The 25543-nt window shown below is 61.6% G+C and carries 38 protein-coding genes; 7 read left to right on the forward strand and 31 right to left on the reverse strand.

Annotated features, from left to right (window positions below; translation table 11 throughout):
* Positions 1-17: 17 nt before the first annotated feature.
* Positions 18-380 carry a hypothetical protein gene (locus HPQ64_RS16215; RefSeq protein ID WP_172889528.1) on the reverse strand — a complete coding sequence of 121 codons (363 nt, stop codon included), beginning with the start codon at positions 378-380 and terminating at the stop codon, positions 18-20.
* A gap of 89 nt (positions 381-469) precedes the next feature.
* Here HPQ64_RS16215 and HPQ64_RS16220 point away from each other — a divergent pair, with 89 nt between their 5' ends.
* The 7 genes from HPQ64_RS16220 to HPQ64_RS16250 all read left to right on the forward strand — a co-directional run bounded on the left by HPQ64_RS16220 (position 470) and on the right by HPQ64_RS16250 (position 8165).
* Positions 470-904: a MerR family transcriptional regulator gene (locus HPQ64_RS16220; protein WP_172889529.1), complete on the forward strand. Its 435-nt coding sequence runs from the start codon at positions 470-472 to the stop codon at positions 902-904.
* 69 nt (positions 905-973) lie between these two features.
* Positions 974-3406: a patatin-like protein gene (locus tag HPQ64_RS16225; protein ID WP_172889530.1), complete on the forward strand. Its 2433-nt coding sequence runs from the start codon at positions 974-976 to the stop codon at positions 3404-3406.
* A gap of 60 nt (positions 3407-3466) precedes the next feature.
* Positions 3467-3847: a fluoride efflux transporter CrcB gene (gene crcB, locus HPQ64_RS16230; RefSeq protein WP_172889531.1), complete on the forward strand. Its 381-nt coding sequence runs from the start codon at positions 3467-3469 to the stop codon at positions 3845-3847.
* A 104-nt stretch (positions 3848-3951) separates the two neighbouring features.
* Entirely contained in the window at positions 3952-4962 is a 1011-nt protein-coding gene (locus tag HPQ64_RS16235; RefSeq protein WP_172889532.1) for an RluA family pseudouridine synthase, read from the forward strand.
* A gap of 5 nt (positions 4963-4967) precedes the next feature.
* Positions 4968-5645 carry an HAD-IA family hydrolase gene (locus tag HPQ64_RS16240; RefSeq protein WP_172889533.1) on the forward strand — a complete coding sequence of 226 codons (678 nt, stop codon included), beginning with the start codon at positions 4968-4970 and terminating at the stop codon, positions 5643-5645.
* Entirely contained in the window at positions 5645-6421 is a 777-nt protein-coding gene (locus HPQ64_RS16245; protein WP_172889534.1) for an ATP12 family chaperone protein, read from the forward strand. Before HPQ64_RS16240 ends, HPQ64_RS16245 begins: the two co-directional genes overlap by 1 nt.
* 211 nt (positions 6422-6632) lie before the next feature.
* Positions 6633-8165 carry an acyl-CoA carboxylase subunit beta gene (locus HPQ64_RS16250; RefSeq protein WP_172889535.1) on the forward strand — a complete coding sequence of 511 codons (1533 nt, stop codon included), beginning with the start codon at positions 6633-6635 and terminating at the stop codon, positions 8163-8165.
* 132 nt (positions 8166-8297) lie between these two features.
* Here the strand turns inward: HPQ64_RS16250 and HPQ64_RS16255 are convergent, their stop codons facing one another.
* The 30 genes from HPQ64_RS16255 to HPQ64_RS16400 all read right to left on the reverse strand — a co-directional run.
* The gene (locus HPQ64_RS16255) at positions 8298-9605 is read right to left on the reverse strand and encodes a replication-associated recombination protein A (RefSeq protein ID WP_172889536.1); all 1308 of its coding nucleotides are present in this window, start codon (positions 9603-9605) and stop codon (positions 8298-8300) included.
* Between the two features lie 33 nt (positions 9606-9638).
* Positions 9639-11078, reverse strand: coding sequence for a DegQ family serine endoprotease (locus HPQ64_RS16260; RefSeq protein ID WP_172889537.1), 1440 nt, complete (start codon positions 11076-11078; stop codon positions 9639-9641).
* 168 nt (positions 11079-11246) lie between these two features.
* The gene (gene rplQ, locus HPQ64_RS16265) at positions 11247-11675 is read right to left on the reverse strand and encodes a 50S ribosomal protein L17 (RefSeq protein ID WP_172889538.1); all 429 of its coding nucleotides are present in this window, start codon (positions 11673-11675) and stop codon (positions 11247-11249) included.
* Positions 11676-11752: 77 nt separating this feature from the next.
* Positions 11753-12775: a DNA-directed RNA polymerase subunit alpha gene (locus HPQ64_RS16270; protein WP_172889539.1), complete on the reverse strand. Its 1023-nt coding sequence runs from the start codon at positions 12773-12775 to the stop codon at positions 11753-11755.
* A gap of 83 nt (positions 12776-12858) precedes the next feature.
* Positions 12859-13248: a 30S ribosomal protein S11 gene (rpsK, locus tag HPQ64_RS16275; RefSeq protein ID WP_172889540.1), complete on the reverse strand. Its 390-nt coding sequence runs from the start codon at positions 13246-13248 to the stop codon at positions 12859-12861.
* A 135-nt stretch (positions 13249-13383) separates the two neighbouring features.
* Positions 13384-13752, reverse strand: coding sequence for a 30S ribosomal protein S13 (gene rpsM, locus HPQ64_RS16280; protein WP_172889541.1), 369 nt, complete (start codon positions 13750-13752; stop codon positions 13384-13386).
* A gap of 198 nt (positions 13753-13950) precedes the next feature.
* Complete coding sequence (locus HPQ64_RS16285; protein WP_172889542.1) at positions 13951-14532, reverse strand: adenylate kinase; 582 nt, start codon at positions 14530-14532, stop codon at positions 13951-13953.
* The gene (gene secY, locus HPQ64_RS16290) at positions 14529-15863 is read right to left on the reverse strand and encodes a preprotein translocase subunit SecY (RefSeq protein WP_172889543.1); all 1335 of its coding nucleotides are present in this window, start codon (positions 15861-15863) and stop codon (positions 14529-14531) included. Before secY ends, HPQ64_RS16285 begins: the two co-directional genes overlap by 4 nt.
* A 44-nt stretch (positions 15864-15907) precedes the next feature.
* Positions 15908-16381 carry a 50S ribosomal protein L15 gene (rplO, locus tag HPQ64_RS16295; protein WP_172889544.1) on the reverse strand — a complete coding sequence of 158 codons (474 nt, stop codon included), beginning with the start codon at positions 16379-16381 and terminating at the stop codon, positions 15908-15910.
* Positions 16382-16400: 19 nt separating this feature from the next.
* On the reverse strand, positions 16401-16595 hold the full coding sequence (gene rpmD, locus HPQ64_RS16300; protein ID WP_172889545.1) for a 50S ribosomal protein L30: 195 nt from the start codon (positions 16593-16595) through the stop codon (positions 16401-16403).
* 42 nt (positions 16596-16637) lie between these two features.
* A complete protein-coding gene (gene rpsE, locus HPQ64_RS16305) occupies positions 16638-17201 on the reverse strand; it encodes a 30S ribosomal protein S5 (protein WP_172889546.1) in 564 nt (187 codons plus the stop codon).
* A 39-nt stretch (positions 17202-17240) separates the two neighbouring features.
* Positions 17241-17603, reverse strand: coding sequence for a 50S ribosomal protein L18 (gene rplR / locus HPQ64_RS16310; protein ID WP_210260301.1), 363 nt, complete (start codon positions 17601-17603; stop codon positions 17241-17243).
* 11 nt (positions 17604-17614) lie between these two features.
* A complete protein-coding gene (rplF, locus tag HPQ64_RS16315; protein WP_172889547.1) occupies positions 17615-18148 on the reverse strand; it encodes a 50S ribosomal protein L6 in 534 nt (177 codons plus the stop codon).
* Positions 18149-18194: 46 nt separating this feature from the next.
* Complete coding sequence (gene rpsH / locus HPQ64_RS16320) at positions 18195-18593, reverse strand: 30S ribosomal protein S8 (protein WP_172889548.1); 399 nt, start codon at positions 18591-18593, stop codon at positions 18195-18197.
* 12 nt (positions 18594-18605) lie between these two features.
* Positions 18606-18911 (reverse strand): 30S ribosomal protein S14, encoded by a 306-nt coding sequence (gene rpsN, locus HPQ64_RS16325; RefSeq protein ID WP_172889549.1) that lies wholly within the window; start codon positions 18909-18911, stop codon positions 18606-18608.
* A gap of 32 nt (positions 18912-18943) precedes the next feature.
* A complete protein-coding gene (gene rplE, locus HPQ64_RS16330; RefSeq protein ID WP_172889550.1) occupies positions 18944-19501 on the reverse strand; it encodes a 50S ribosomal protein L5 in 558 nt (185 codons plus the stop codon).
* A complete protein-coding gene (gene rplX, locus HPQ64_RS16335; RefSeq protein ID WP_172889551.1) occupies positions 19494-19811 on the reverse strand; it encodes a 50S ribosomal protein L24 in 318 nt (105 codons plus the stop codon). The genes rplE and rplX overlap by 8 nt, the downstream gene beginning before the upstream one ends.
* A complete protein-coding gene (gene rplN, locus HPQ64_RS16340; protein WP_172889552.1) occupies positions 19811-20179 on the reverse strand; it encodes a 50S ribosomal protein L14 in 369 nt (122 codons plus the stop codon). The genes rplX and rplN overlap by 1 nt, the downstream gene beginning before the upstream one ends.
* Positions 20180-20235: 56 nt before the next feature.
* Complete coding sequence (gene rpsQ, locus HPQ64_RS16345; protein WP_160774328.1) at positions 20236-20478, reverse strand: 30S ribosomal protein S17; 243 nt, start codon at positions 20476-20478, stop codon at positions 20236-20238.
* 10 nt (positions 20479-20488) lie between these two features.
* A complete protein-coding gene (rpmC, locus tag HPQ64_RS16350; protein WP_160774327.1) occupies positions 20489-20683 on the reverse strand; it encodes a 50S ribosomal protein L29 in 195 nt (64 codons plus the stop codon).
* Between the two features lie 23 nt (positions 20684-20706).
* Positions 20707-21120: a 50S ribosomal protein L16 gene (gene rplP / locus HPQ64_RS16355; protein WP_160774326.1), complete on the reverse strand. Its 414-nt coding sequence runs from the start codon at positions 21118-21120 to the stop codon at positions 20707-20709.
* 46 nt (positions 21121-21166) lie between these two features.
* Positions 21167-21880, reverse strand: a complete 714-nt coding sequence (rpsC, locus tag HPQ64_RS16360) for a 30S ribosomal protein S3 (protein WP_172889553.1) — start codon at positions 21878-21880, stop codon at positions 21167-21169.
* Positions 21880-22260, reverse strand: a complete 381-nt coding sequence (gene rplV, locus HPQ64_RS16365) for a 50S ribosomal protein L22 (RefSeq protein ID WP_172889554.1) — start codon at positions 22258-22260, stop codon at positions 21880-21882. Before rplV ends, rpsC begins: the two co-directional genes overlap by 1 nt.
* Positions 22261-22262: 2 nt before the next feature.
* Positions 22263-22541 carry a 30S ribosomal protein S19 gene (gene rpsS / locus HPQ64_RS16370; protein WP_160774323.1) on the reverse strand — a complete coding sequence of 93 codons (279 nt, stop codon included), beginning with the start codon at positions 22539-22541 and terminating at the stop codon, positions 22263-22265.
* 11 nt (positions 22542-22552) lie between these two features.
* Positions 22553-23386 carry a 50S ribosomal protein L2 gene (rplB, locus tag HPQ64_RS16375; protein ID WP_172889555.1) on the reverse strand — a complete coding sequence of 278 codons (834 nt, stop codon included), beginning with the start codon at positions 23384-23386 and terminating at the stop codon, positions 22553-22555.
* A 15-nt stretch (positions 23387-23401) separates the two neighbouring features.
* Positions 23402-23695 (reverse strand): 50S ribosomal protein L23, encoded by a 294-nt coding sequence (locus HPQ64_RS16380; RefSeq protein ID WP_172889556.1) that lies wholly within the window; start codon positions 23693-23695, stop codon positions 23402-23404.
* The gene (rplD, locus tag HPQ64_RS16385) at positions 23692-24312 is read right to left on the reverse strand and encodes a 50S ribosomal protein L4 (protein WP_172889557.1); all 621 of its coding nucleotides are present in this window, start codon (positions 24310-24312) and stop codon (positions 23692-23694) included. Before rplD ends, HPQ64_RS16380 begins: the two co-directional genes overlap by 4 nt.
* Positions 24312-25028 (reverse strand): 50S ribosomal protein L3, encoded by a 717-nt coding sequence (gene rplC / locus HPQ64_RS16390; protein ID WP_172889558.1) that lies wholly within the window; start codon positions 25026-25028, stop codon positions 24312-24314. The genes rplD and rplC overlap by 1 nt, the downstream gene beginning before the upstream one ends.
* Positions 25029-25051: 23 nt before the next feature.
* Entirely contained in the window at positions 25052-25360 is a 309-nt protein-coding gene (rpsJ, locus tag HPQ64_RS16395; protein ID WP_029057583.1) for a 30S ribosomal protein S10, read from the reverse strand.
* Between the two features lie 60 nt (positions 25361-25420).
* A partial coding sequence (locus tag HPQ64_RS16400; protein ID WP_484496827.1) for an EF-Tu C-terminal domain-related protein occupies positions 25421-25543 on the reverse strand: 123 nt, incomplete at its 5' end.

Here is a 25543-nt window from a genome sequence, read left to right on the forward strand (position 1 = left end):
CCTCGGGCATTTTTTCCTCACATGAATGTAATCAGGTAATCGTTGAGCGCGGTCTCGTTGAAGACCAAAACCGCCGCAAGAACGGTAAGCACACTCGCCAAGATCAGTTTTTTGCGCATGGCAGGAGCGCTGCCACGCCTGATTGCGATGAACCAGCCGATGGCGACGAGAACCAGGCTGGAACAAAGGGCGAAATACACAATGGCCGCGACCTTGCCGAATATCGCAATCCATGCACCGCCGAGACCGGCAATCAGGAATATCATCGGCAGGAAGCAGCACAGTCCCGCAAAAAAGGCCACCACGGAGCCCAGTACTCCCAGGGATGCGACCATCGGCCGTCCAGCTTGCCCTGCATGACTGCTTTCATCGGCCATCATGATCAGTCTCCTCGCAAAATTGCCTGAGTTGTCGTTTCAGGTGTCAATGATAGTTTCTGTAGTGGCTACAGATTCAAGAGGCTCAAGCGATGTCTGCGATCACGAAATCGAATAATCTCTCGATTGGCGCCCTGTCGGAGGAAAGCGGGGTGAAGATCGAAACCATCCGCTACTATGAGCGCATCGGCATCATGCCGGCGCCCGCGCGAAGGGCCAGCGGCCACAGGATCTACGGCAGGGAGCAGGCGAAACGGCTTTCCTTCATCCGGCGCTGCCGGGAACTCGGCTTTTCGCTGGAGGAAATCCGCACATTGCTCTCGCTCGTCGACGGGGGCGAGCAGACCTGCATGGGCGTACACGCCATCGTCCATACCCACGCGGCATCGGTGAAGGAAAAGATCAGGGATCTTCAGCGCCTCGCATCGACGCTGGATGCGATGGCCGCCAAATGCGCGCAAGGCGAGGTTCCCTACTGCCCCGTCATCGAGGACCTGTTCGACGGAGCGAACAATCCGTCTAATTAAGTTTTCAAGCATTGCCGGACATGCGCCCGGCGCTGCATCATGGGGCATCTGCTATTCGGCGCGATTCCAATGAAACAAATAGAACTCCGGCTGGCCCTTGTCCTTTACGGCGGTGTATCGCTCGCCGTCTATATGCATGGCGTCACGCGGGAGTTCCTGAACATCGTGCGCGCGTCGAAACGCCATGAGGAAGGCCTTTACGCGACCGAGGCGGAAACGGAATCGGGCGCCGACGAGAGACCGACTTCGACCGACATCTACCGCCGGCTGCTGAAGGAGCTGGCGCCGGAAATCAACATCAGGGTCGTTGTCGACGTCATCGCCGGAGCTTCCGCCGGCGGCATAAACGGCGTGATGCTGGCGCGGGCAATCTCCCACGATCTGGACCTGGGAACACACCGCGATCTCTGGCTCGCCAATGCGGACGTTACACGGCTCGCCAATGAGCCGGTGGGCCTGACACGCTATCTCAAGGGTTCGATCGCGCCTGTGATCGACCGGCTGCTATCCATGGGGCTGAACTCCGAAACATCGGACCCGGAAACACGCGAGAAGCTGCGCCAGTTCATTCAGGCGAGATGGTTCACCCCGCCCTTTTCCGGCGAACGCTTCGTCGAGTGGATGCTGGATGCCGCGGAAGAAATGGGCCGGGCCAAGGCGACCGCCGACGACCCGAGCGCGCCGGCAAGAACGCTGATCCCGCAGGGTCAGCGCCTCGACCTCTTCGTCACGCTGACCGACTTTTACGGACGGCTTACACGCTTCGAGATCGACAATGCCGGCATGATCGAGGAAATGGAGCACCGTCGGGTGCTGCGCTTCAAGGCGCGCCACCGATCCGCGGGCGATGTGACGTCGGAGTTTTCCGACCGTTATATCCCGACGCTTGTTTTCGCAGCGCGCGCGACGGCCGCCTTCCCCGGCGCCTTTCCGCCGATGACGGTCGGTGAAATGGACCGCGTGATCGAAGCGCGCGGAGAGCCCTGGGCTGGCGGCAACGACCCGCGCGGACGCCGGCAACTGCTTCTGGAAAAGATCGGAGGCGAGCGCGACGACAACCCTGAATCCCGCATATTCGTCGACGGCAGCGTGGTCATGAACAAGCCGCTTCAGCCCGTTATTGACGCGATCGCCAACCGGCCCGCATCGCGCGAGGTGGTGCGCCGTCTCGTCTACGTGGACCCGCTGCCGATGGAGATCGGCGACGGGGGAAACAACGGCGAAGACCAGGAGCTGCCAAGCTTCTTCCACGTCATCTTCGCGTCAATGGCGCATATTCCCCGCAACGAGCCGATCGGCGATGCGCTGCAGCAGGTCGCCGACCTGAACCACGAGGCCCGGCTCATCTCCGACGTTATCGCGGCTTCCGAACCCGTGATCGAACGCGAGGTTTCGCGCATCATCAAGCTGAAGGCCTCGCGTCCGCCGACGATGAAGGAACTGACGGCTGGGCGGATACGGGCGAACGAGGCGGCCCACAAGGGCGCGGGCTATACATATTTCGGCTACCAGCGACTGAAGCTCAGGGTCGTTTCCGAAAAGCTCGGCATGCTGATCGCCCGCCTCGCCCAGCTTGGAGGCGCGGACCCGCGCGAGGCGGATATCACCGAAAGCATCATCGCAAGGCTTGACGAATTCTTCGGCGAAAACCCGGACGCCGGCGCAACACCCGAACCTGTGATCGAATTCCTGCGCGGCCTCGACGTCGACTACCGCATCCGCCGGCTACGCTTCGTGATCAGGCGCCTGAATGCGCTCTACCACGCATCGCCCCCCGGCGGAGCCCGCAGCTCCGAGCAGATGGACGAGCTCAAGACGACACTCTACGAGCATATCGACCACCTGACGCGGCGCTGGTCGCGCGACTTCTACGGGGAGGAAACGATCAGCCTGGCGGCCGATTTCGCCATGGCAGGCAGGGGAAACGAACACGCGATGACCCGCCTGCTCGACATCCTGAAGGAGCGAATGGGGCTTGCCGACCTCGACCATCTGACCGACGACGTCTTCTCCGTCATGGCCTACAACTACCTGGACCCGGAACTGCGGATGGATCTGACAAGCGCCTACGTCGGCTTCGCGTTCTACGATCTCGTCACGCTGCCGGTGATGAAACGGCCGGATACGGCCGAACTCAACGAAATTCGCATCGACCGGATATCCCCAAGCGATCCGCATACGCTGCACCCGGAAGGCATCACGCTGAAGGGAACCAGCCTCAACGCCTTTGGCGCCTTCTTCAACCGTCGCTGGCGCGAGCACGACTATCTGTGGGGCCGGCTGTCTGCCGCCGACCGGCTGATCACGCTGCTGCTTTCGGCCGCCGAAGCCACGAAGAAGCTCGACACCGGAACGATCGGCAACCTCAGGCGGGACGCGTTCCTCACTATCCTGCGCGAGGAAGCGCCCCATCTCGTCGCCGATCCGGACCTGGTTCCCGGCCTTCTGGCCCAGGTGGAGCAGCATTTCCAGGCGCTCAGAGACGTTGCCGAGCCCGCATGAGCTTGAATTCATTCGCCCCATCCGGTAGGCCCTAGGCAGAATTGCGGACGGACCCAATCGATGAAGCATCTGTTCCTGGTCATGGTCGGCGGCGGCATAGGCGCCGGGATGCGCCATCTTGTCGGCATGGCGAGCCTGAAACTTTTCGGCTTCGGTTTCCCATACGGGACACTGACGGTGAACGTCGTCGGTTCCTTCGCGATGGGGCTGTTCATTTCCTGGCTCGCCGCACGCTCAAGCGGCGACGAGGCGATCCGCTATCTGGTGGCGACGGGTTTCCTCGGCGGATTCACCACCTTTTCCGCATTTTCATTGGATGCCGTCGCAATGTGGGAACGCGGGCAGATCAGCCTCGCGATCGGCTATATGGCGATGTCGGTCAGCGCTTCGATCCTCGCCCTGTTCGCGGGCCTCTGGCTCATTCGAACGGTGCATGCCTGAATCGCGACCGAACCGCTTTAAAAACCGCGCCAAGCCCCCTATACCCGGTGCAACCACGCACGCCGCAAACACGGCGCGCCATTACTCTTATCCAAGAGACGTCAATGTCCGGCATCGAAAACAAGACCGTGACCTCGGATGAGGCCGGAATGCGCCTCGACCGATGGTTCAAGACCCATTTCCCGGGCCTCGGCTTCGGCCACCTGCAAAAGCTTCTGCGCACCGGACAGGTGCGTCTCGACGGAAAGCGCGTGGAAGCTTCCGCCCGTGTAGCCGCCGGACAGACGGTTCGCGTGCCGCCCCTTTCCACCGACGCGAAGGTGAGCGCCGACGACAAGGCGAACGCCAAGCCGCGCTCGCGCAAGCTCAACGAGGACGACGAGCGCGCCGTGCGCGACATGATCCTCTACGAGGACCGCGAGGTCATGGTGCTGAACAAGCCGGCCGGGCTTGCCGTGCAGGGCGGATCCGGCCTGACGCGCCATCTCGACGGCATGCTGGAGGCCTTTCGCGACGAGAAAGGCAACAAGCCGCGCCTCGTCCACCGGCTCGACCGGGAAACATCCGGTATTCTCCTGCTTGCCAAGACGCGGCGCGCGGCGCAGGAGCTTTCGAAATCCTTCCGCGCGCGCCAGACCCGCAAGATCTACTGGGCGCTGGTGGCCGGCGTGCCGAAACCGCGGCAGGGCCGTATCTCCACCTATCTCACCAGGGATGAGGGCGAGGAGCGCATGCGCATCGCCCGCCACGGCGAGGACGACGCGCAGCATTCCGTTTCGCTTTACTCAGTCGTCGATCAGGCAGGACCCAAGGTTTCCTGGGTCTCATTAAGGCCGATTACGGGCCGCACGCACCAGCTTCGCGCGCATGCTGCCCATATCGGCCATCCGATCGTCGGCGATCCGAAATATTTCAACATAGAGAACTGGGAACTGCCGGGCGGCATCCAGAACAAGCTGCACCTGCACGCGCGGCGCATCGTCATCCCCCACCCGAAGGGCACGGGAAAGATCGACGTTTCCGCGCCGCTGCCCGCGCATATGCAGCAATCGTGGAACCTGCTCGGTTTCGACGCGACCCAGTTCGACCCCGATACAGACGAGCCGGAGGAATAGGCCCCTTGTATCTCGTGATTTTCGATTGCGACGGAACACTGATCGACAGCCAGGCGGCGATCCTGCACGGGTTGGAAGCGGCCTTCCGCTCGGTGGACCTTGCGATGCCCGACCGGCGCACCGCCCTTTCGATCGTCGGTCTTTCGCTGGAGGTGGCGCTTCTGCGCCTGGCCGGGGAAGAAAACCGGCGACATATCCAGTCGATGGCAGAAGCCTACCGCGCATCGCAGATCGCCCTTCGCGACACAGGGGCGACCGACCCGCTCTACCCGGGCGCTTTGGCGGCACTCGAGCTGCTTTCGGCGCGCGATGACGTTCTTCTGGGGGTTGCCACCGGCAAGGCGCTGCGCGGTGTCCTCCACATGGAGGAAAGCCACGGGCTGACCGGGCGCTTCGTCACACGCCAGACGGCGGACCGCGCGCCCTCCAAGCCGCATCCGGCGATGATCCATCAGGCGATGGAGGAAACGGGCGCCGAACCGCACCGCACGATCATGATCGGCGACACGAGCTTCGACATGGAGATGGCGAAAAACGCCGGTGTCGCAGCACTTGGCGTTTCCTGGGGCTATCATGAGGCAGAAGCGCTGACGAATGCCGGAGCGCGCGGCGTGATCGACCATTTCGATCAGCTCGACGCGGCCCTTTCGGCAATCTTCGACTGGAACAGGGAGGTGGCGTGATGCGCGACATCCTGCAGGAACTGCACAATCAGGAACCCGTCGACCCGGTGAAGCGCGCCCGAGAACTGGCGCGGCAGGAACTGCCGAAGCGCTTCTACAGGCAAGCCCGCGCGGAAGCGCAAGGGGAAGGCTTTGCGATCCTGCTTGACGGGCGGCCGGTGAAGACGCCTGGGCGCAACGCATTGATCCTGCCGAGCTCGACGCTTGCCGAAGCTATCGCTTCGGAATGGGACGCGCAGGAAACCCATATCGACCCGGCAAGGATGCATCTCACGCGCCTTGCCAACACCTGCGTCGACGGCGTTTCGCGCAACATGGCCGAGGTGGCCGATTCCATCGCCGCCTATGCCGGCAACGACCTCGTCTGTTACCGCGCCGAAAGCCCGGAAAGCCTGGTCGAGCGGCAGACCGCGGCCTGGGACCCGGCCATCAAATGGGCCGAAGGCCGACTTGGCGGCAAATTCCGGCTCGCGGGCGGGCTGATGCCCATCGAGCAGGATGCCGGGCTTCTCAAGGCGTTTCGCTCCGCGCTCGATGATTTCGCTGCACTTGAGCTCGGCGCGCTGCACGTCATGACTTCACTTACGGGATCGGCGCTCCTGCCTTTCGCCGTGGCGGAGAATGCGGCGGAGCCGGAAGACGTCTGGCAGGCAGCCCACATCGACGAGGACTGGAACATCGAGCAGTGGGGCGAAGACGAGGAAGCAAGTGCGCGGCGTGCCTACCGCAAGGCGGAGTTCGATGCCGCCGTACTGGTGCTGCGCGAAGGGCGGTAGCAGCCTCTTCCCGGCATTTTAAAAAGCGCGTCATCCTCACCCGGCGCATTCGCGCCGACCTCTCCCTTCGAGGGAGAGGTGTGGAGCGGGTCGCCAAGCCGCACCGCCTCCTATCCCCGTCATTTCGCGTTTCCCGTTCCTTCGACTAGGTTACGGTTTGCGGGTGCGCGTGATACGAGCATGCCTAACAAAGAACATGAGGATGAGCCCGATGAAGGAAGTCCTGGCCGAACTGGAAAGCAGGCGCGCGACCGCTAGGCTTGGCGGCGGCCAACGGAGGATCGACGCCCAGCACGCGCGCGGCAAGCTGACGGCGCGCGAACGCATCGAAATCCTGCTCGACGAAGGCTCGTTCGAAGAATTCGACATGTTCAAGGTGCACCGCTGCACCGACTTCGGCATGGATGAAAGCCACATCCCCGGCGACGGCGTGGTGACCGGCTGGGGCACCATCAACGGGCGCACCGTCTATGTCTTTTCCAAGGACTTCACCGTCTTCGGCGGCTCGCTTTCCGAAACGCACGCCCAGAAGATCATGAAGATCCAGGATATGGCGCTGCAAAACCGCGCGCCGATCATCGGCATTTTCGATGCGGGCGGCGCGCGCATACAAGAAGGTGTGGCGGCCCTTGGCGGCTACGGCGAAGTGTTCCAGAGGAATGTGCTCGCCTCCGGCGTCATCCCGCAGATTTCCGTCATCATGGGGCCTTGCGCGGGCGGCGACGTTTATTCGCCGGCGATGACCGACTTCATCTTCATGGTGCGCGACACCTCCTACATGTTCGTGACGGGGCCGGACGTGGTGAAGACCGTCACCAACGAGACGGTGACGGCCGAACAGCTTGGCGGCGCATCCATTCACACCACGAAATCCTCCATCGCCGACGGCGCCTTCGACAACGACGTGGAAGCGCTACAGCAGATGCGCAGGCTCGTCGATTTCCTGCCCGCCAACAACACGGCGGACCTTCCCGAGCTTGCCTCCTACGACGACCCGTACCGCGCGGACATGAGCCTCGACACGCTGGTGCCGGACAATCCGAACAAGCCTTACGACATGAAGGAACTGATCCGCAAAACCGTCGATGAAGGCGACTTCTTCGAGATTCAGGAAAGCTTCGCGGGCAATATCATCACCGGGTTCGGCCGGATCGAGGGGCGCACCGTCGGCTTTATCGCCAACCAGCCGATGGTGCTGGCCGGCGTGCTCGATTCCGACGCAAGCCGCAAGGCCGCCCGCTTCGTGCGCTTTTGCGACTGCTTCAACATTCCCGTCGTCACCTTCGTCGACGTTCCGGGATTCCTTCCCGGCACGTCTCAGGAATACGGCGGGCTGATCAAGCACGGGGCGAAGCTTCTCTTCGCCTATGCCGAAGCCACGGTCCCCAAAGTGACCGTGATCACCCGCAAGGCCTATGGCGGGGCCTATGACGTGATGAGCTCAAAGCACATTCGCGGCGACATCAACTACGCATGGCCGAGCGCGGAAATCGCCGTTATGGGCGCCAAGGGCGCGGTTGAAATCCTCTACCGCGCGGAGCTGGGCGACAAGGACAAGATCGCCAAGCGCACGAAGGACTATGAAGATCGCTTCGCCAACCCCTTCGTTGCCGCCGAGCGCGGCTATATCGACGAGGTGATCCTGCCGCATTCGACACGGCGGCGCGTGTCGCGCGCGCTTGCGCTCCTGCGCGGCAAGACGCAGCAGAACCCCTGGAAGAAGCACGACAATATTCCGCTTTGAGCAGCGGCTTTATCGGATACCTTCCCTTCGTCATGACCGGGCCAGACCCGGTCATCAATATGGAAGCGCAAGTGAATCATGGATCGCCGGGTCAAGCCCGGCGATGACGAAAGCGACGCTTACCAGGTTGCCTTAGCCTTTTCGCTCCAGGCGGCGTTTGGCGAAGAACTCCAGACGCTTGCGAATCTCGCGCTCGAAACCGCGTTCCGGCGGGTCGTAGAAAGTGGTGCGGCCCATTTCCTCCGGGAAATAGTCCTGACCTGAGAAGCCGTCCGGCGTGTCGTGGTCATATTCGTAGCCCGCGCCGTAGCCCTCGGATTTCATCAGCTTTGTCGGCGCGTTAAGAATATGCCTCGGCGGCAGGAGCGAGCCGTGCTGCTTGGCCGCCCGCATCGCCGACTTGTAGGCGGTATAGACGCCGTTCGACTTCGGCGCGGTGGCGAGATAGACGGCCGTTTGCGCAAGCGCCAGTTCGCCTTCCGGCGAGCCCAGCATCTGATAGGCATCGCGCGCCGCATTCGCCTGAACGAGCGCCTGCGGATCGGCAAGGCCGATATCCTCCACCGCCATGCGGATGAGACGCCGCGCCACATATAGCGGATCCTCGCCCGCATCCAGCATGCGGCACATCCAATAGAGCGCTGCATCCGGGTCCGAACCGCGAACCGACTTGTGAAGCGCTGAAATGAGGTTGTAATGGCCGTCCTGCGACTTGTCGTAGATCGGCGCGCGGCGCTGCACGACCTGCTGGAGCGCAGCCGCATCGAAGCGCTCTCCCTCGCCGGCGGCACGCCAGACATCCTCAGCCAGCGTCAGCGCGGATCGCCCATCCCCGTCCGCCATGCGAACGAGGGAGGCGCGAGCTTCGTCATCCAGCGGGAGCTGCCTGCCCTCCACCTCCTCCGCCCGGGAAAGCAGCCGGCCTATGGCCTCAACATTCAGGGAATGGAACACCATGACGTGGGCGCGCGAGAGAAGGGCCGCGTTTAGCTCGAAGCTCGGGTTTTCCGTGGTCGCGCCCACGAGCGTCACCGTGCCGTCTTCCATGACGGGCAGGAAACTGTCCTGCTGGGCGCGATTGAAACGGTGGATCTCGTCAACGAATAGCAGCGTTCCCTTGCCCGTCAGGCGGCGCGCGCGGGCGGCCTCAAACACCTTTTTCAGATCCGCGACACCTGAAAAAATCGCCGAAATCTGCTCGAAATGAAGGTCGGTCGCATCCGCCAGGAGACGCGCGACCGTTGTCTTGCCCGTGCCCGGCGGCCCCCAGAATATGAGCGAGCCGAGGGTGCGGGTGCGCAGCATCCGCGTGAGCGAACCTTCGGTCCCCAGCAAATGCTCCTGCCCGACGACATCCTCGAGCGTTTTCGGGCGCATCCTGTCGGCAAGCGGGCGCGGACCCTGGCGGTCCATGCCCGCCGCCTGAAACAGATCGCTCATAACCGTAAGCTCCGGCTCCCCCAGGCAGGCCAATCACCCCCGCAGGGCAAAGCGGATGACCCTGTCGCCGCGCTTGATCTCAAGCCGCCAGACACCGGGATCCGTGTCCGAAATGCGCTCAAGCTCGCGGGTGGAGGCGATTTCGCGCCCGTTTATCGCAAGGATGATATCACCCTTTTGAAGCCCGACGCGATTGGCCGTCGAGCCCGGCTCGATGTCGGCAACGACAACGCCGTGCTCGAAAGCGTCAAGGCGCAACTCCTCGGCTACCGCCGGCGAAAGGTTCATGACGACGCTGCCACGGAAGGGCGAATGGGTTTCGATACGGCGGCGGTCGCGCGGCACCGTTTCCGGCGCGGGTTTGAGCTCGACATTGACCTTCCGCGTGCGCTGATCGCGCAATATCGTGAACTCCGCCGTGGACCCGAGAGGATTGGTCGCGAAACGATAACCGAAGCTGTCGGGATCGCTGACCTCGTTTCCGCCGACCTCCAGAATAAGATCGCCCACCTCGAGCCCAGCGTCCGCAGCCGGGCTGTCTTCATAGACGCCCGTTACCAGAACGCCGCGCGGCCGGTCGAGGCCAAGGGCCTCCGCGATTTCGGCGCTCACAAGCTGAATGCCCGCACCAAGCCACGGCCTGCGTACCACGCCATCCCCCTTGGCAGCCGCCGCCACGAATTGAACCATGTTGGCGGGAATGGCGAAACCGATGCCGTTCGAGCCGCCGGAGCGCGAGAAGATCGCCGTGTTGATGCCGACAAGCCGGCCATCGACATCAACAAGCGCGCCGCCGGAATTGCCGGGATTGATAGCAGCGTCCGTCTGGATGAAGAACTGATAGTCGGTTACGCCAACGCGCGTGCGGGCGAGCGCGGAAACGATGCCTTGCGTCACCGTCTGCCCGACGCCGAAGGGATTGCCGATAGCAAGCACGATGTCGCCAACCGCGAGATCATCCGAATCGGCAAACTCAACGAACGGAAGCGGCCCCGCATCTTCCATCACTTTCAGGACCGCAATATCCGTGCGCTCATCCTTCAGCACGATCTTCGCGTCGAACTCGCGCCGGTCGGCCAAAGCCACGCGAACCTCGTCAGCATCCTTGATGACATGATGGTTGGTAACGATGATGCCATCCGATGAAATGAGAACGCCTGAGCCCAACGACGACTGAACGCGCTCGCGCGGGCGGCCGAAATCGAAATTGTCCGGTCCGCCGAAGAAACGACGGAAGAAGGGATCGTTGAAGAACGGCGACACTTGCCGGCGCTCCACCACGGTGCGGCTCGCATAGACGTTGACCACGGCGTTCGCCACACGTTCCACCACCGGAGCGAACGAAAGCCGAAGCTGGTCCTGGGTTCGCGGGACGCTACGCTCCTGCGCGCTCGCAACCGGCGCGGCCAGAAGGCACGTCAGCACCGTAGCTATGGTCAAAAGGCGGGCGGGGATTCCGGTGTCAAAGGTCATGTCAGATGTTCCCGATCATCATTCGGCTCAGGATCGAATCGGCAATTTCCAAGCTGCATCGTAATGCCACATAAGGTCGGCCATGGCGCGGACCAAGATACTTTCAAGTTTGGAACGAAAAAGGGCGGCCCACCGGACCGCCCTCTCGAGAATTCACTGCAAGACGGATTACGCCGCAGCTTCAGCCGTAGCCTCTTCCGCCTCGGCGCGCTCACGATCGACGGCACCGCGCGCGGTCTCGTCACGATCGACGAACTCGATCACGGCGAGCGGCGCGTTGTCGCCATGGCGGAAGCCCGCCTTGAGGACGCGCGTATAACCGCCCTGACGCTCCTTGTAGCGCTCAGCCAGCGTATCGAAAAGCTTGCGCACAAGCTCAACGTCGCGGATCTGAGAGATCGCCTGACGGCGGGCGTGCAGGTCACCCCGCTTGCCAAGGGTCACAAGCTTCTCCACGATCGGGCGAAGTTCCTTCGCCTTCGGCAGGGTGGTCACGATCTGCTCATGCTGAATGAGCGAGGCAGCCATGTTGGCGAACATGGCTTTGCGATGGCTCGAAGTCCGGTTGAGCTTGCGGCCGCGATTTGCGTGGCGCATGGCCCTCTCCTTCCTGGTTTCTTGTCGGCGGCCGCTCAGCCGCCACGATTGGCTTCAAACAGGGGCGCGGGAGCCCCTCAGTACTGATGATCCTCGTAGCGCTTGGCGAGCTCGTCGATGTTCTCCGGCGGCCAATTGGCGACTTCCATACCGAGATGGAGACCCATCTGGGCGAGAACTTCCTTGATCTCGTTGAGCGACTTGCGACCGAAGTTCGGCGTGCGAAGCATCTCCGCCTCGGTCTTCTGAATGAGGTCGCCGATATAGACGATGTTGTCGTTCTTCAGGCAGTTGGCCGAACGGACCGAAAGCTCCAGTTCGTCCACCTTCTTGAGAAGCGCCGGGTTGAACGCAAGCTCTGGAACCGTGTCTTCCTTCACCTCGCGCTGCGGCTCTTCGAAGTTGACGAAGATCGAGAGCTGATCCTGAAGAATACGCGCGGCGAAAGCCACCGCATCTTCCGGCTTGATCGAACCGTCGGTCTCGATCGACAGCGTCAGCTTGTCGTAATCGAGAACCTGGCCTTCACGGGTGTTCTCGACCTTGTAGGAAACCTTCTTGACCGGAGAATAGAGGCTGTCGACCGGGATAAGCCCGATCGGCGCGTCTTCCGGACGATTACGGTCCGCGGGAACATAGCCCTTTCCGGTATCGACGGTGAATTCCATGCGGATTTCCGCACCCTCGTCCAGCGTGCAAAGCACGAGGTCGGGGTTCAGGATCTCCACATCGCCAACGGTCTGGATGTCGCCCGCCGTAACAACGCCCGGGCCCTGCTTGCGCACAACCATACGCTTCGGCCCCTCGCCCTGCATGCGCAGCGCGATTTCCTTCACATTCAGGACGATGTCCGTGACATCTTCGCGAACGCCGGGAATCGACGAGAATTCATGCAACACGCCATCGATCTGCACCGCCGTCACCGCAGCACCCTGCAGCGAGGACAGTAGAATGCGGCGCAGCGCATTTCCGAGCGTCAGACCGAAACCACGCTCAAGCGGCTCGGCAACGACGGATCCCTGCATCCGCGGGTCGTCGCCTGCCTTTACCCCAAGCTTGGTCGGCTTGATCAGTTCCTGCCAGTTTTTTTGGATCGTCACTTGCAAATTCCTCCGGCTTTCCCGCCGGGCTCAAGGGCCCGACCATTCCTTGCCATGAGAGAAACGGAATACGCCGACAACAGTCAGACGCGGCGACGCTTGCGCGGACGGCAACCGTTGTGCGGGATCGGCGTCACGTCGCGGATCGACGTGATCAGGAAACCCGCAGCCTGAAGCGCGCGCAGAGCGGACTCACGGCCCGAACCCGGACCGCGAACCTCGACCTCGAGCGTACGCATGCCGTGCTCGGCAGCCTTGCGGCCGGCATCTTCAGCCGCGACCTGAGCCGCATAGGGGGTCGACTTACGCGAACCCTTGAAGCCCATGGCACCGGCGGACGACCAGGAAATCGCATTTCCCTGCGCATCCGTGATGGTGATCATGGTGTTGTTGAACGTGGAGTTCACATGCGCAACGCCGGACGAAATGTTCTTGCGCTCACGGCGGCGCACACGTGTGGAATCCTTAGCCATTCATCTCTTTCCTTGTTCGATCTCTTCACCGCCGTATCGTCGGCGGCTCCACCGGGCCCGATGTCCGCCTGCGGCACTGCATCGGAAAAATCCTGCAAGGCCGGCGACGAGCCGGCCCCCAGCTTCCCGCCGGTCTTACTTCTTCTTGCCGGCGATCGGCTTTGCCGGACCCTTGCGGGTGCGGGCGTTCGTGTGCGTACGCTGACCGCGGACCGGAAGGCCACGGCGATGGCGCAGGCCACGGTAGCAGCCCAGATCCATCAGACGCTTGATGTTGATCGCTGTATCGCGGCGCAGGTCGCCCTCAACCAGGTGATCGCGATCGATCGTCTCGCGAATGGCGAGAACCTCGGCATCGGACAGTTCGTTCACGCGGCGCTCCGGCGCAATGTTCACCTTGTCGATGATCTGCTGCGCGAGCGACGGGCCGATGCCATGAATATATTGAAGCGCAATGACGACGCGCTTGTTCGTCGGGATATTTACACCTGCGATACGGGCCACTTGCCGTCTCCATTTTGCGGGGGCTTAGAGGAAGCCCGCCGGGTGATGTTTCCCCGCGTCCGGTGGAGGCCGGCCCCTGCGGGGTATGCAAACACAAAAAACGACGCGCCCCTGAATTTTGAGGCCCGTCATCCGTTCTTTGTGGAAGTGGGCGGACGTTTAGTCCCAATCCACCATTTCGTCAAGCATTGACTGGGTTCAGCCCGCCAACGCCTGCTCGATATCTGCGGTTACCTCGTCGATCGACTTCATACCGTCGATCTTCTTCAAAAGGCCACGCTCATTGTAATAAGGCGCAACGGCCGCGGTATCCCGGTTATAGGCCTCAAGGCGCTGCTTGAAGACTTCCGGATCATCATCCTTGCGGACGGGCTGTCCGGCAGCCTTGCTGTCTTCCGCCCTCTTTACAATCCGGTCCACCAATGAGGATTGATCGACAACCAGCTCCAGCACGACGTCGAGTTTCAGGCCTTTTTCATCCAGCAACCGGTCAAGCGCTTCCGCCTGAGCGAGGGTGCGGGGAAAACCGTCGAGGATGAACCCCTTGCGGGCATCAGGCTCCTCGATACGGTCCGCAACGATACCGACAACAATATCGTCGGAGACGAGCCCGCCGGCATCCATGACCGACTTGGCCTTCAACCCGATCGGCGTCTGGGCGGCAACGGCCGCCCGGAGCATGTCCCCGGTCGACAGCTGCGGAATCCCATGTTTCTCGACCAGCCGGGTGGCCTGCGTTCCCTTGCCAGCACCCGGCGGTCCGAGAAAAATCAGCCTCATCTCCGTTTCCCCCTGAGCTTCGCTTTCTTCACCAGACCCTCGTACTGGTGCGCAAGCAGATGACCCTGAACCTGGGAAACAGTGTCCATCGTAACGCTCACAACGATCAGCAGCGAGGTACCCCCGAAATAAAACGGAACGCCTGTCGCCGATATGAGAAATTCGGGTAATAGACAAACGAGCACTATGTAGGCGGCACCGAGCACCGTTATCCGCGTCAGGACGAAGTCGATGTAGTGGGCGGTGCGCTCTCCCGGGCGGATGCCGGGAATGAAGCCGCCATGGCGCTTCAGATTATCCGCCGTATCGGAGGGATTGAAGACGATCGCTGTGTAGAAGAAGCAGAAGAAGACGATCAAGCCCGCGTAGAACAGCATATAAAGCGGCTGTCCGTGGCCAAGCAACGCTGTAATCGTGGTCAGGATGCCGCCAGCCGAATCGGGCGTGGAAAAGCCGGAGACCGTAGCCGGAACGAGCAGCAGCGACGAAGCGAAGATCGGCGGAATCACGCCGGCGGTGTTGAGCTTCAGCGGCAGGAACGAGGTGTTGCCCTCAAACATGCGGTTGCCCATCTGCCGCTTCGGATATTGGATGAGCAGCCTTCTCTGCGCCCTTTCCATGAAGACGATCAGGCCGATAACCAGCACCGCAAGAATGATCACCAACAGAATGATCGGCGTTGCCAGCGCACCCTGACGGCCGAGTTCCAGCGTGGATGCGATCGCCGTAGGCAGGCCGGCCACGATACCGGAGAAGATGATGAGCGAGATGCCATTGCCAATGCCGCGCGACGTGATCTGTTCGCCAAGCCACATAAGGAACATGGTTCCGCCAACGAGCGTGATCACAGTCGACAGGCGGAAGAACCAGCCCGGATCTTCAACGACATTTGCCGCGCCTTCGAGCGTAAGGGCTATACCATACGCCTGGAACGTTGCCAGGATCACCGTTCCGTAACGGGTGTATTGATTGATTACCTTGCGGCCCTGCTCGCCCTCCTTGCGGAGTTGCTCCAGCGAAGGCACGACCGAGGTCATCAACTGGATGATGATCGAGGCGGAAATATAGGGCATGATGCCGAGCGCGAAGATCGCCATACGCCCGACCGCGCCGCCGGAAAACATATTGAAGAGACCGACGATGCCCTGCTGCGCCTGGCCGAAAGCCTGGGCGAGAGCGTCCGGATTGATCCCCGGAAGCGGCACGTAAGTACCGAACCGATACACAAGAAGCGCACCCAGTGTGAACCAGATACGCTTCTTCAACTCCTCGGCTTTCGCAAAAGCGGAGAAATTCAGATTAGCCGCAAGCTGTTCGGCCGCAGATGCCATACCCTGCTCCGGTTACATCCAACCAACAAAAAGAATATGGGGGCTCAGGCTTCCGCCTGAACCCCGATGATGGTCACTTTGCCGCCAGCCTTCTCAACCGCCTGAACGGCCGTTTTGGAAGCACCGGCAATCTCGAAATTGACCGCAGCCTTCAGTTCGCCGTCGCCAAGAAGGCGCACGCCGTCCTTGATCCGCTTGAGCACGCCAGCAACCTTCAGCGCTTCGGCAGTCACCGGAGCGGAGGCATCCAGCTTGCCGGCATCAAGCGCCTGCTGAACACGACCCAGCGAAACGACATTATACGACTTCGCAAAAATATTCGTGAAGCCACGCTTCGGCAGGCGGCGATGGATCGGCATCTGGCCGCCCTCGAAGCCCTTGATCGCGACGCCGGAGCGGGACTTCTGGCCCTTCACGCCGCGGCCGCCCGTCTTGCCCTTGCCGGAGCCGATGCCGCGTCCAACGCGGGTCCGCTCCTTCGTGGCGCCCGGATTGTCCCGGAGTTCGTTGAGTTTCATTGTCGTTCTCCCGGATCCCTTACGCGTCTTCGACGATGCGCACGAGATGCTGGACCTTACGGATCATGCCGCGCACTTCCGGCGTGTCCTTCAGCGTCGAGCGGCGGTGCATCTTGTTCAGACCAAGGCCGACCAGGGTGGCGCGCTGATCCTGCGGACGCCGGATCGGGCTGCCAATCTGTTCGACCGTGATGGTGTTCTCGGTCTTCGCCATCGAACAAATCCTCATTCAAGCTGGTGTGCTACGACACCAAGGTCAACCCTCGGCAGACACCGAAGGGCCATCGTCGGTATCACGACGGCGTGCCTGGAGCGCCGAAACCTTGAGACCGCGCCGTGCGGCCACCGAACGAGGGCTGTCTTCGCGCTTCAACGCATCGAACGTCGCCCGGACCATGTTGTAAGGGTTGGACGTACCAAGCGACTTCGCGACGACGTCCTGCACGCCAAGCGTTTCGAAAACCGCGCGCATCGGGCCACCGGCGATAATTCCGGTACCGGCAGGCGCGGCGCGCAGGATCACCTTGCCAGCGCCGTGACGGCCCTCGACATCGTGATGCAGCGTCCGGCCCTCGCGCAACGGAACGCGGATCATCGTGCGCTTCGCAGCTTCCGTCGCCTTGCGGATCGCCTCGGGCACCTCACGGGCCTTGCCGTGGCCGAAGCCGACGCGACCCTTCTGGTCGCCCACGACGACGAGCGCGGCAAATCCGAAACGGCGGCCACCCTTGACCACTTTGGCGACGCGGTTGATGTGGACGAGCTTGTCGACAAATTCGCTGTCGCGCTCGTCGCGGTCCCGCATGTCCTGTCTTGCCATAATCTTCGTCTTCCGTTCCTAGAGCGTCTGTCTACGCGGTCAGAATTCCAGCCCGCCTTCGCGCGCCGCATCGGCGAGCGCCTTGACGCGACCGTGATACAGATAGCCACCACGGTCGAACACGACCTGCGTGACACCGGCAGCCTTCGCCCGCTCGGCGATAAGCTTGCCGACAGCCTCCGCCGCGGCGACATCCGCACCGGTCTTTATCTGACCGCGGACGTCCTTCTCGATCGTCGATGCGGCGGCAACGGTATGCCCCTTCGCGTCGTCGATGATCTGCGCATAAATCTGCTTGGACGAGCGGAACACGGATAGACGCGGACGCCCGTTCGCCACTTTCTTGATCGAGCGGCGCACGCGATCGCGCCGACGCTCGAAGCTTGAGTTGCCCTTCGACATGATCCCGCCCGTTACTTCTTCTTGCCTTCCTTGCGGACGATGAACTCATCCGCATAGCGAACGCCCTTGCCCTTGTAGGGCTCCGGCGGACGGTATTCGCGGATGTTCGCCGCGACCTGACCAACACGCTGCTTATCAATGCCGGAAATCACGATTTCCGTCGGCTTCGGGCACTGGATCTGGATCCCATCCGGGATCGGGAACACCACGTCATGCGAGAAACCGAGCGCAAGCTGCAGGTTGCTGCCCTGCACCTGAGCGCGGTAACCGACGCCGGTGATCTCAAGCTTTCTCTCAAAGCCCTGGCTTACACCATTGATGATGTTCGAGATCATCGTACGGCTCATGCCCCACATCGACCGCGAACGCTTGGAGTCGTCACGCGGATCGATCCTGATCCCGTCATCCGTCATCTCGACCAGGACGTTCTCGTTCACGACGAAGGAAAGTTCCCCCTTGGGGCCCTTCACCTGAACCGTCCGGTCGTTGATCGTTGCCGTTACCCCGCTAGGCACGGGGACTGGCCTTTTGCCAATTCGAGACATCTGATCAACCTATTCGGTTAATTTCGTTACCGGAAAGGCCGCCGCATCAGAAGACGCGGCAGAGCACCTCTCCACCCACATTCTGGTCGCGCGCTTCGTGATCCGCCAGAACCCCGCGCGGGGTCGACAGGATGGAAACGCCAAGACCATTGTTCACGTGCGGAATATTCTTGACCGACGAGTAAACCCGACGGCCGGGCTTCGACACGCGCTCGATCGTCCTGATCACCGGCTCGCCGTCGAAATACTTCAGTTCGATCTCGATCTCCGACTTGCCACCGTCAAACTCGACCGTGGAATAGCCGCGGATGAAACCTTCCTTCTGCAGCACTTCGAGAACGCGAGCACGCAGCTTCGAGGCCGGCGTGGACACTTTCGGCTTGCGCCGCATCTGCGCATTGCGGATGCGGGTCAGCATATCCCCCAACGGATCGGACATCGCCATGGGAGTTTCTCCTTACCAGCTCGACTTGACCAGGCCCGGGATCTTGCCCAGGGAGCCCAGTTCGCGAAGGGCCACACGCGACATCTTTAGCTTGCGGTAGAAACCGCGCGGACGTCCCGTGACTTCACACCGGTTGCGTACCCGGTTCGGAGCGGAATTGCGCGGAAGCTTGGCAAGCTTCAGCCGCGCATTGAAACGCTCCTCCAGCGAAAGGCTTTCGTCCTTGGCCAGAGCCTTCAGCGCAGCACGCTTCTCGGCATACTTCTTGACCAGACGCTCCCGCCGCTTGTTCTTCTCGACCGCGCTCTTCTTCGCCATCGTCTTTCCTCGTTCCTTTCCCGTATCCGCAGTTATTTGCGGAACGGGAAGTTGAACGCGCGCAGCAGCTCGCGCGCCTCGTCATCGGTCTTTGCCGTCGTGCAAACGACCACGTCCATGCCCCAGATCTGATCGACCTTGTCGTAGTTGATCTCCGGGAACACGATATGCTCCTTGATGCCCATCGCGTAGTTTCCACGACCGTCGAAGCTCTTCGGGCTCAGACCGCGAAAATCGCGAACGCGAGGAAGCGCGATCGTCACGAGACGGTCAAGAAACTCGTACATGCGGGCACGGCGAAGCGTGACCTTCGCGCCAAGCGGCATCCCTTCGCGAACCTTGAAGGTCGCGATGGATTTGCTCGCGCGGGTAATCACCGGCTTCTGACCGGCGATCAGCGCCAGGTCGTCTGCGGCGATCTTCGCCTTCTTGGAGTCGGCCACAGCCTCCCCGACGCCCATGTTCAACACGATCTTCTCGATCGTGGGAACTTCCATCGGGTTCTTGTAACCGAATTTTTCCTGCAGTTGGGGACGCACGACCTCATCGTAATGCGTCCTCATCCGAGGCATGTATGCCGTGTCAGCCATCGATCAGATCCCCCGAACGCTTGGCCACGCGAACCTTCGTGCCGTCTTCCTTGACCTGGAAGCCGACGCGGGACGGCTTGCCGTCCTTCGGATCGGCGATGGCAAGGTTGGAAACGTGGATCGCAGCTTCCTTGGAAATGATGCCGCCCTCGGCCTGCGCGGTCTGGCGCTGGTGACGTCGCACCACGTTCACGCCACGCACAACAGCCCGGTTTTCTTCAGGGAGCATCCTGATAACTTCACCGGTCTTGCCCTTGTCGCGACCGGTCAGCACGACGACGTTGTCGCCTTTCTTGATCTTCGCGGGCATCAGAGCACCTCCGGAGCGAGCGAAATGATCTTCATGTGCTGTTTCGCTCGCAGTTCGCGCGGAACCGGGCCGAAAATACGGGTACCAACCGGTTCCTTGTTGTTGTTCACCAGAACGGCCGCATTGCGGTCGAACCGGATGACCGATCCATCGGCGCGGCGAATGTCCTTCGCCGTGCGCACGACGACCGCCTTCATCACGTCGCCCTTTTTCACGCGGCCGCGCGGGTTCGCCTCCTTCACGCTGACGACGATGATGTCGCCAACGCTGGCATACTTCCGCTTGGAGCCGCCGAGCACCTTGATGCACATGACACGACGGGCGCCGGAATTATCGGCGACGTCGAGGTTTGTTTGCATCTGAATCATGACTGGCTGCCTTGTAATTATCCCGGCGCACCCGCTAAGGGCACCGCAAGCTCACCTTATTTCGCGGCCGATTCCTCGACCACGACCCAACTCTTCGACTTCGAGATCGGCGCGGATTCCTGTATCAGAACCCTGTCCCCGACCTTGCAGTTGTTGTTCTCGTCGTGCGCCCGATACTTTTTCGAGCGGCGGACGGTCTTCTTCAACAGCGGGTGCGTGAAGCGGCGCTCGACAAGCACCGTGACCGTCTTTGCATTAGCATCGCTCACAACGACACCCTGAAGAACGCGTTTCGGCATTCTCGTCTCCTTACGCGCCCACGCGCTTGTCGCGCATGATCGTCTGAATACGCGCGATATCACGGCGAACCTGCCGCACCCGCGCCGTGTTTTCGAGCTGACCGGTCGCCTTCTGGAAGCGCAGGTTGAACTGCTCCTTCTTCAGGGCTTCAAGCTCAGTGGAGAGCTCGTCTATGGTCTTCGCCCGAACGTCCGTCGCCTTCATGGCCTTAACTCCTGGAACGCTCGTTATTCAGCAATACGCTGAACGAAACGGCACTTGATCGGCAGCTTGGCAGCGGCAAGCCGCATAGCCTCGCGCGCGGTTTCTTCCGGCACGCCGTCGATCTCGAACATGATCCGGCCGGGCTTTACACGGCATGCCCAATATTCCGGCGAGCCCTTGCCCTTACCCATACGGACTTCGGTCGGCTTCTTGGAAACCGGCACATCCGGAAAGATGCGGATCCACACACGGCCCGCACGCTTCATGTGACGGGTCAATGCACGACGGGCCGCCTCGATCTGCCGCGCGGTGATGCGCTCCGGCTCAACGGCCTTCAGGCCGTATGCGCCGAAGTTCAGATCGGTTCCGCCCTTGGCCAAGCCATGGATGCGGCCCTTGTGCTGCTTGCGGAACTTCGTTCGCTTCGGTTGCAGCATCTTTTCTCTCTCGCTTCTCTAGGAACTCGGCGCGGGACCGGCAGCCTCAAGCCGCACGATCAGACCGGTCGCGCCGGCCGCCCTGGTTCTGGTCACCTTCGCTCGAACGGCGCTCGGAGGCCATCGGATCGTGCTCAAGAATTTCGCCCTTGAAGATCCAGACCTTCACGCCGCAGGCTCCATAAGCCGTGTGAGCCGTCGCAGCACCGTAGTCGATATCCGCACGCAACGTATGCAGCGGAACCCGCCCTTCGCGATACCACTCGATACGCGCGATTTCAGCACCGCCGAGACGGCCGCTGCAGGAAATACGAATGCCCTGGGCACCGAGACGCATTGCGGACTGAACCGCACGCTTCATGGCTCGGCGGAACGCAACGCGACGCTCAAGCTGCTGAGCAATCGAGCTCGCGACGAGCTGAGCATCAACCTCCGGCTTGCGCACTTCAACGATATTGATGTGCACATCGGAATTGGTCATCGCCGTAAGCTTCTTGCGAAGCTTCTCGATGTCGGCGCCCTTCTTGCCGATGATGACGCCCGGACGGCCCGAATGAATGGTAACGCGGCACTTGCGGTGCGGACGCTCAACAACAACCTTCGAAACCGCAGCCTGCTTCAACTCGTTCTGGATATATTCGCGAATGCGGAAATCCTCATGCAGAAGATCTCCATATTCACCCTTGTCCGCATACCAGCGGGAATCCCAGGTCCTGTTGATGCCGAGGCGCAGGCCGATCGGATTTACTTTCTGACCCATCAGGCAGTCTCCTCGATTTCGCGGACCACGATCGTGAGGTTCGAAAACGGTTTCTCAATCCGACCGACACGACCGCGCGCACGCGCCTGGAACCGCTTGATCACGAATGCCTTGCCTACGTGCGCTTCGGCGACAACCAGACTGTCGACATCGAGATCGTGATTGTTTTCCGCATTAGCGATCGCCGACATCAGCGCTTTCCTGACATCTCCCGCAATGCGCTTGCGGGAGAACGACAGATCCGCGAGAGCCGATTCGACCTTCTTGCCACGGATGGAAGCCGCGACGAGGTTCAGCTTGCGCGGTGAAACGCGCAGCATCCGGGCTACCGCCCGCGCCTCGTTGTCGGCGAGCACCCGCTCACGCTTCGGCTTGCCCATCGTTACTTCCTCTTCGCCTTCTTGTCAGCGCCGTGGCCGTAGTAGGTCCGCGTCGGCGAAAACTCGCCGAATTTGTGACCGACCATGTCTTCAGACACCAGGACCGGGACATGCTTCTGGCCGTTGTAGACGCCAAAGGTAAGCCCAACGAACTGCGGAAGGATCGTGGAACGCCGGCTCCAGATCTTGATGACCTCGTTGCGACCGGATTCGCGAACCTTATCCGCTTTTTTCAAAAGGTAACCGTCGACGAACGGGCCCTTCCATACAGAACGTGACATCGTCCGTCCCCTTACTTCTTGCGCGCATGACGGCTACGGACGATGTATTTGTCCGTGGCCTTGTTGCTGCGGGTACGCTTGCCCTTGGTCGGCTTGCCCCAGGGCGTAACCGGATGCCGGCCGCCGGAGGTCCGACCTTCACCACCGCCGTGCGGGTGATCGACCGGGTTCATGGCCACGCCACGAACATGCGGGCGACGTCCAAGCCAGCGCGAACGACCAGCCTTGCCAAGATTGATGTTCGCGTGGTCCGAATTGGACACAGCGCCAACGGTTGCGAAACATGCACCGGGCACCCGGCGCTGCTCACCCGACATCAGGCGAAGCACCGTATAGCCTTGGTCTCGGCCGACAATCTGCACGTAAGCACCCGCAGACCGCGCGATCTGACCACCCTTGCCGGGCTTCATCTCGACATTGTGGACCAGCGTGCCCACCGGGATCGACGAGAGCGGCATCGCGTTGCCGGGTTTCACGTCGACATGCTTACCTGCAACAACCTTGTCGCCAGCGGCAAGACGCTGCGGCGCAAGAATGTAGGCAAGTTCGCCGTCCTCATAACGGATCAACGCGATGAACGCTGTCCGGTTCGGATCATATTCCAGCCGTTCCACTGTGGCGGGAATATCGTGCTTGCGGCGCTTGAAGTCCACAAGACGATACCGGCGTTTGTGACCGCCGCCGATGTTCGGCGCCGTCTGGCGGCCGGCGTTGTTACGCCCACCCGACTTCGACAGGCCTTCCGTCAGCGTCTTGACCGGTTTGCCCTTCCACAGTCCGGAACGGTCGACCTGGACGAGCTGGCGACGGCCCGGCGACGTCGGATTAAAGGTCTTGAGTGCCATCTATCCTTCTCCGCCTCAAAGGCCCGTCGTTACGTCGATCGAATCGCCGTCCTTCAGAGTCACGACCGCCTTCTTGACGTCGGACTGCTGGCCGATACGGCCACGGAAGCGCTTGACCTTGCCCTTGCGGACCAAAGTGTTGACCGCGGTCACCTTGACGCCGAAAAGCGCCTCGACCGCTGCCTTGATCTGGGGTTTCGTCGCATCGCCGGAAACATTGAAAACGACCTTGTTCTGCTCGGAAGCAAGCGTCGATTTCTCCGTGATCACCGGAGACACGATCGTGTCGAAATGCCTGATGTCCGTCATTTGAACCGCTCCTCCAAAGCCGTAACCGCAGCCTTGGTGAGAACCAGCGTATCGCGGCGGACGATGTCATAGACGTTGATGCCCGCAATCGGAAGCACATCGATGGACGGGATGTTCCTCGCGGCAAGGCCGAAGTTGGCATCAATCTCGGCGCCATCGATCACGAGAGCGTTCGACAGGCCGAGCTTGGCAAGCTGCTCGCGAACCGCCTTCGTCTTGGCTTCACCGGCCTTGGCGTCATCAAGCACGATCAGCTTCGCCGACTTCGCCTTGGAAGACAGCGCATGCCGCAGCCCGAGTGCGCGCACCTTTTTGGGAAGGTCATGCGCGTGATCACGAACCACCGGGCCAAATGCACGACCGCCACCACGGAACTGCGGAACCTTGCGGTTGCCGTGACGCGCTCCGCCCGTACCCTTCTGACGCACGAACTTCTTGGTCGTACCCGTAACTTCAGAGCGACCGAGCGTCTTGTGCGTACCCGCCTGACGTTTCGCAAGCTGCCAGCGCACGACACGGTGAATAAGGTCGGTGCGCGGCTCAAGGCCGAAAATCTCGTCAGACACGGTGATCGAACCGGCCGACGTGCCGCCGAGGGATTTTACCTCGAGTTCCATCACTCACTCTCCTTCCCGGCCTCAGCCGCGGGCTCGCCGTTCGGCATGCGAAACGCACCCGGCAGGGGCGCACCTTCCGGCAGCGCCTTCTTCACGGCGTCGCGGATAAGGATCCAGCCGCCCTTCGCGCCCGGAACCGCGCCCTCAACCATGATCAGCCCACGCTCGGCATCCGTGCGCGCAACCTTCAGGTTCTGGGTCGTAACCCGCTCCTGGCCCATGTGGCCGGCCATTTTCTTGCCCTTGAAGACCTTGCCCGGATCCTGGTTCTGACCGGTCGAGCCATGGCTGCGGTGCGAGATAGACACACCGTGCGTTGCCCGAAGACCTCCAAAATTGTGCCGCTTCATGGCACCGGCAAAGCCCTTACCGATAGAGGTGCCGGTCACGTCCACGAACTGGCCCTCGACGAAATGATCCGCCGTGATTTCGGCGCCCACATCGATCAGGTTGTCGTTCGTCACGCGGAACTCGGCGAGCTTGCGCTTCGGCTCGACTTTCGCGGTCGCGAAATGGCCACGCATCGCCTTGGACGTGCGCTTCACCTTGGCCGCTCCGACGCCGACCTGCAGCGCGGTGTAGCCATTCTTATCTTCCGTCCGGTGGGCGACAACCTGACATCTTTCGAGCCTCAGCACCGTCACCGGAACCTGCTCTCCCGCATCGTTATAGATGCGTGTCATACCCACCTTCTGTGCGATCACTCCAGAACGCATCGGCGTTACCCCTTGTGAGCGCCTTACAGCTTGATCTCGACGTCAACACCTGCAGCAAGGTCGAGCTTCATCAAAGCGTCGACGGTCTGCGGCGTCGGATCAACGATGTCGAGAAGGCGCTTGTGCGTGCGCATCTCGAACTGATCACGGCTCTTCTTGTCGATGTGCGGACCGCGAAGCACCGTGTACTTCTCGATCCGCGTCGGCAGCGGCACGGGGCCGCGCACTTGTGCCCCGGTCCGCTTCGCCGTGCTAACGATCTCGCGCGTGGAAGCGTCGAGAACACGGTGGTCGAATGCCTTGAGGCGGATCCGAATATTCTGACCGTTCATGTCTCAGTCTCCAAAGGACCAGGGCGCCCGAGGGGGCCCCAAGCGCCCATCGTCCGTGGATTACTCGATGATCTTCGCGACGACGCCGGCACCGACGGTGCGGCCGCCTTCGCGGATGGCGAAGCGGAGGCCTTCCTCCATGGCGATCGGAACAATCAGCGTCACCGTCACCGAGACGTTGTC

The organism is Hongsoonwoonella zoysiae (assembly GCF_013266695.1).
Lineage (GTDB): Bacteria > Pseudomonadota > Alphaproteobacteria > Rhizobiales > Stappiaceae > Hongsoonwoonella > Hongsoonwoonella zoysiae.